This window comes from Paraburkholderia caledonica NBRC 102488, from assembly GCF_000685095.1.
Lineage (GTDB): Bacteria > Pseudomonadota > Gammaproteobacteria > Burkholderiales > Burkholderiaceae > Paraburkholderia > Paraburkholderia caledonica.
The window spans coordinates 1-5,669 of sequence record NZ_BAYE01000050.1 but is presented as its reverse complement, the minus strand read 5'-3'; the positions used below and the strand labels follow the sequence as shown (position 1 = coordinate 5,669).

Annotated in this window: 2 tRNA genes and 3 rRNA genes; all 5 read right to left on the bottom strand. The window is 53.8% G+C overall.

What is annotated here, in order from left to right:
- Nucleotides 1–65 precede the first annotated feature (65 nt).
- The 5 genes from rrf to BCA01S_RS34040 all read right to left on the bottom strand — a co-directional run bounded on the left by rrf (nt 66) and on the right by BCA01S_RS34040 (nt 5,469).
- A 5S ribosomal RNA gene (rrf, locus tag BCA01S_RS34055) occupies nt 66–179 on the bottom strand.
- A gap of 224 nt (nt 180–403) precedes the next feature.
- A 23S ribosomal RNA gene (locus BCA01S_RS34050) occupies nt 404–3,284 on the bottom strand.
- A gap of 368 nt (nt 3,285–3,652) precedes the next feature.
- A tRNA-Ala gene (locus tag BCA01S_RS34045) sits at nt 3,653–3,728 on the bottom strand.
- 54 nt (nt 3,729–3,782) lie between these two features.
- Nucleotides 3,783–3,859 (bottom strand) — tRNA-Ile (locus BCA01S_RS36330).
- 75 nt (nt 3,860–3,934) lie between these two features.
- Nucleotides 3,935–5,469, bottom strand: a 16S ribosomal RNA gene (locus BCA01S_RS34040).
- The 16S, 23S and 5S rRNA genes sit together here with 2 tRNA genes alongside, the layout of an rRNA operon.
- Nucleotides 5,470–5,669 lie beyond the last annotated feature (200 nt).

Below are 5,669 nucleotides of genomic sequence, written 5' to 3'. Positions count from 1 at the left end.
TTTATCGCCGCGTAAACGCAGAAACCCCACCTGTGTTGGGGTGGGGTTTCTGGTGCTGCTGGGGAGCCTGACGATTACCTACTTTCACACGGGCAATCCGCACTATCATCGGCGTGGAGTCGTTTCACGGTCCTGTTCGGGATGGGAAGGGGTGGGACCGACTCGCTATGGTCATCAGGCTTTGACGGGTTGCCGTACTGCCGGTGGGGCAATACAGCCAATCGGGAAGAAGTAGCTGAGAGGATGCCTCTCGTTTTGCACGTTTATGCGTGCGGGCTGTGCAGTTTCTGGCACAACATCGATCACTCAACCGTGTGTGGTCTGCATAAGACCCTGCGCGTGGCGCAGGGTGGGGCATCCATAAGTGCTGAAGCACTAACGGCTGCCGACACACACCTGTTATAGGATCAAGCCTTACGGGCAATTAGTATCAGTTAGCTGAGCACATTACTGCGCTTACACACCTGACCTATCAACGTCCTGGTCTTGAACGACCCTTCAAGGGGCTCGAAGCCCCGGGGATATCTCATCTTAAGGCGAGTTTCCCGCTTAGATGCTTTCAGCGGTTATCTCTTCCGAACATAGCTACCCGGCGATGCCACTGGCGTGACAACCGGTACACCAGAGGTTCGTCCACTCCGGTCCTCTCGTACTAGGAGCAGCCCCCTTCAAATATCCAGCGCCCACGGCAGATAGGGACCAAACTGTCTCACGACGTTTTAAACCCAGCTCACGTACCTCTTTAAATGGCGAACAGCCATACCCTTGGGACCGGCTACAGCCCCAGGATGAGATGAGCCGACATCGAGGTGCCAAACACCGCCGTCGATATGAACTCTTGGGCGGTATCAGCCTGTTATCCCCAGAGTACCTTTTATCCGTTGAGCGATGGCCCTTCCATACAGAACCACCGGATCACTATGACCTGCTTTCGCACCTGCTCGACTTGTCGGTCTCGCAGTTAAGCACGCTTATGCCATTGCACTATCAGCACGATTTCCGACCGTACCTAGCGTACCTTCGTACTCCTCCGTTACACTTTGGGAGGAGACCGCCCCAGTCAAACTGCCTACCATGCACTGTCCCCGATCCGGATTACGGACCAAGGTTAGAACCTCAAACAGATCAGGGTGGTATTTCAAGGATGGCTCCACGCAGACTGGCGTCCACGCTTCATAGCCTCCCACCTATCCTACACAGACCGGTTCAAAGTCCAATGCAAAGCTACAGTAAAGGTTCATGGGGTCTTTCCGTCTAGCCGCGGGGAGATTGCATCATCACAAACACTTCAACTTCGCTGAGTCTCGGGAGGAGACAGTGTGGCCATCGTTACGCCATTCGTGCAGGTCGGAACTTACCCGACAAGGAATTTCGCTACCTTAGGACCGTTATAGTTACGGCCGCCGTTTACCGGGACTTCAATCAGGAGCTTGCACCCCATCATTTAATCTTCCGGCACCGGGCAGGCGTCACACCCTATACGTCCACTTTCGTGTTTGCAGAGTGCTGTGTTTTTATTAAACAGTCGCAGCCACCAGTTTATTGCAACCCCTTCACCCTCCTGGCGCAGGCCAGTCAAGCTACAGGGGCGTACCTTATCCCGAAGTTACGGTACCAATTTGCCGAGTTCCTTCTCCCGAGTTCTCTCAAGCGCCTTAGAATACTCATCTCGCCCACCTGTGTCGGTTTGCGGTACGGTCTTGTTGAACTGAAGCTTAGAGGCTTTTCCTGGAACCACTTCCGATTGCTTCGTCACCGAAGTGACTGGCCTCACACCCTTGAATTACGCGCCCGGATTTGCCAAAGCGCCTTCTCCAATGCAAGGACCGGGACTTCCAACACCCGGACAACCTTCCGCGATCCGTCCCCCCATCGCATTCAACAATGGTGCAGGAATATTAACCTGCTTCCCATCAGCTACGCATTTCTGCCTCGCCTTAGGGGCCGACTCACCCTACGCCGATGAACGTTGCGTAGGAAACCTTGGGCTTACGGCGAGGGGGCCTTTCACCCCCTTTATCGCTACTCATGTCAGCATTCGCACTTCCGATACCTCCAGCACACTTTCCAGTGCACCTTCGCAGGCTTACGGAACGCTCTCCTACCATGCACATAAATGTGCATCCGCAGCTTCGGTATATGGCTTAGCCCCGTTACATCTTCCGCGCAGGACGACTCGATCAGTGAGCTATTACGCTTTCTTTAAAGGATGGCTGCTTCTAAGCCAACCTCCTGACTGTTTTAGCCTTCCCACTTCGTTTCCCACTTAGCCATATTTGGGGACCTTAGCTGGCGGTCTGGGTTGTTTCCCTCTTGACACCGGACGTTAGCACCCGATGTCTGTCTCCCGTGATTGCACTCTTCGGTATTCGGAGTTTGCTATGGCGTAGTAATCCGCAATGGACCCCACAACCATGACAGTGCTCTACCCCCGAAGGTGATACACGAGGCACTACCTAAATAGTTTTCGGAGAGAACCAGCTATTTCCAGGTTTGTTTAGCCTTTCACCCCTATCCACAGCTCATCCCCTAACTTTTCAACGTTAGTGGGTTCGGACCTCCAGTACGTGTTACCGCACCTTCATCCTGGCCATGGATAGATCACCTGGTTTCGGGTCTACACCCAGCGACTGAACGCCCTGTTCGGACTCGCTTTCGCTACGCCTGCCCTAATCGGTTAAGCTTGCCACTGAATGTAAGTCGCTGACCCATTATACAAAAGGTACGCCGTCACCCCTTCGCAGAGGCTCCGACTGTTTGTATGCATGCGGTTTCAGGATCTGTTTCACTCCCCTCCCGGGGTTCTTTTCGCCTTTCCCTCACGGTACTGGTTCACTATCGGTCGATCACGAGTATTTAGCCTTGGAGGATGGTCCCCCCATCTTCAGACAGGATTTCACGTGTCCCGCCCTACTTGTCGTACACCTAGTTCTTCCTCGCTGTTTTCGTCTACAGGGCTATCACCTGCTATGGCGGCACTTTCCAGAGCCTTCGACTAACAATGAAGATAAAGAGTACAGGCTGGTCCCATTTCGCTCGCCACTACTCTGGGAATCTCGGTTGATTTCTTTTCCTGCGGTTACTTAGATGTTTCAGTTCACCGCGTTCGCTTCACATGACCTATGTATTCAGTCATGGATACTCCATTCGGAGTGGGTTTCCCCATTCGGACATCTACGGATCAAAGCTCGTTTGCCAGCTCCCCGTAGCTTTTCGCAGGCTACCGCGTCCTTCATCGCCTGTGATCGCCAAGGCATCCACCACATGCACTTGTTCGCTTGACCCTATAACGGGTGTGTCTCTGTCGGTCCCACGTAAGCGCTTTAGCGCTTACGTGGGCCCCATCCCCGAAGGGGACAAGGTGCCCGATTGAGTTTCCACTCGCTACAGGTTGAGTATTCGTGTTGCGCCGTATTCCAAAGCAATCTTTCGATCACTTAAAAATACATCGATACAATCACAACCCTGATTCACCTACTCATGTACCCATCTCTAAGTACACTTTCGTGAATCTCTTTACTACTTCTTCCTGATTGTTAAAGAACGTTCAGCCGATAGCGCGATTGCTGTAACCGCGTATCCTTACTGACTGGCTCAATCGCCAATGCACAACGCTCTGTGTACCTGACACAGAACCCTACGCATTGAGGATTGGTGGAGGATGACGGGATCGAACCGACGACCCCCTGCTTGCAAAGCAGGTGCTCTCCCAGCTGAGCTAATCCCCCAGTCATACAGTCACCCCAGAGGCATTCAGACGCCCAGCGCACCAGACAAGACAGTGGTGGGTCTGGATGGATTCGAACCATCGACCCCCGCCTTATCAAGACGGTGCTCTAACCGACTGAGCTACAGACCCCTGAGTCTGTCTGCGTTTCTTCACTACGACAGCCGATAAGCGTGAGCGCTCAACGTTTGACACGTCCAGCTCGAGAAAGGAGGTGATCCAGCCGCACCTTCCGATACGGCTACCTTGTTACGACTTCACCCCAGTCATGAATCCCACCGTGGTAAGCGCCCTCCTTTGCAGGTTAGGCTACCTACTTCTGGTGAAACCCACTCCCATGGTGTGACGGGCGGTGTGTACAAGACCCGGGAACGTATTCACCGCGGCATGCTGATCCGCGATTACTAGCGATTCCAGCTTCACGCACTCGAGTTGCAGAGTGCGATCCGGACTACGATCGGTTTTCTGGGATTGGCTCCCCCTCGCGGGTTGGCGACCCTCTGTTCCGACCATTGTATGACGTGTGAAGCCCTACCCATAAGGGCCATGAGGACTTGACGTCATCCCCACCTTCCTCCGGTTTGTCACCGGCAGTCTCCCTGGAGTGCTCTTGCGTAGCAACTAGGGACAAGGGTTGCGCTCGTTGCGGGACTTAACCCAACATCTCACGACACGAGCTGACGACAGCCATGCAGCACCTGTGTTATGGCTCCCTTTCGGGCACCCCCACCTCTCAGCAGGGTTCCATACATGTCAAGGGTAGGTAAGGTTTTTCGCGTTGCATCGAATTAATCCACATCATCCACCGCTTGTGCGGGTCCCCGTCAATTCCTTTGAGTTTTAATCTTGCGACCGTACTCCCCAGGCGGTCAACTTCACGCGTTAGCTACGTTACCAAGTCAATGAAGACCCGACAACTAGTTGACATCGTTTAGGGCGTGGACTACCAGGGTATCTAATCCTGTTTGCTCCCCACGCTTTCGTGCATGAGCGTCAGTATTGGCCCAGGGGGCTGCCTTCGCCATCGGTATTCCTCCACATCTCTACGCATTTCACTGCTACACGTGGAATTCTACCCCCCTCTGCCATACTCTAGCCCGCCAGTCACAAATGCAGTTCCCAGGTTAAGCCCGGGGATTTCACATCTGTCTTAGCGAACCGCCTGCGCACGCTTTACGCCCAGTAATTCCGATTAACGCTTGCACCCTACGTATTACCGCGGCTGCTGGCACGTAGTTAGCCGGTGCTTATTCTTCCGGTACCGTCATCCCCCACGGGTATTAACCACGAGGTTTTCTTTCCGGACAAAAGTGCTTTACAACCCGAAGGCCTTCTTCACACACGCGGCATTGCTGGATCAGGCTTGCGCCCATTGTCCAAAATTCCCCACTGCTGCCTCCCGTAGGAGTCTGGGCCGTGTCTCAGTCCCAGTGTGGCTGGTCGTCCTCTCAGACCAGCTACAGATCGTCGCCTTGGTAGGCCTTTACCCCACCAACTAGCTAATCTGCCATCGGCCGCCCCTGTAGCGCGAGGTCCCGAAGGATCCCCCGCTTTCCTCCGCAGAGCGTATGCGGTATTAATCCGGCTTTCGCCGGGCTATCCCCCACTACAGGACACGTTCCGATGTATTACTCACCCGTTCGCCACTCGCCACCAGGATTGCTCCCGTGCTGCCGTTCGACTTGCATGTGTAAGGCATGCCGCCAGCGTTCAATCTGAGCCAGGATCAAACTCTTCAGTTCAAACCTGTTACTGTTTTCGGTTGTTTTACCAACCGGTCGCTCACTCAACGTACTGACGAAGTGTTCAACCATCTCTCGATGACCAAACCTTCCTTTCATTACTGTGTGAGACTTGATACTTTCGCTTTATGTGAATCCGAAGATCCACCCGCGTCGCGCATCAAGCGCCCACACTTATCGGCTGTTAGTTTTTAAAGATC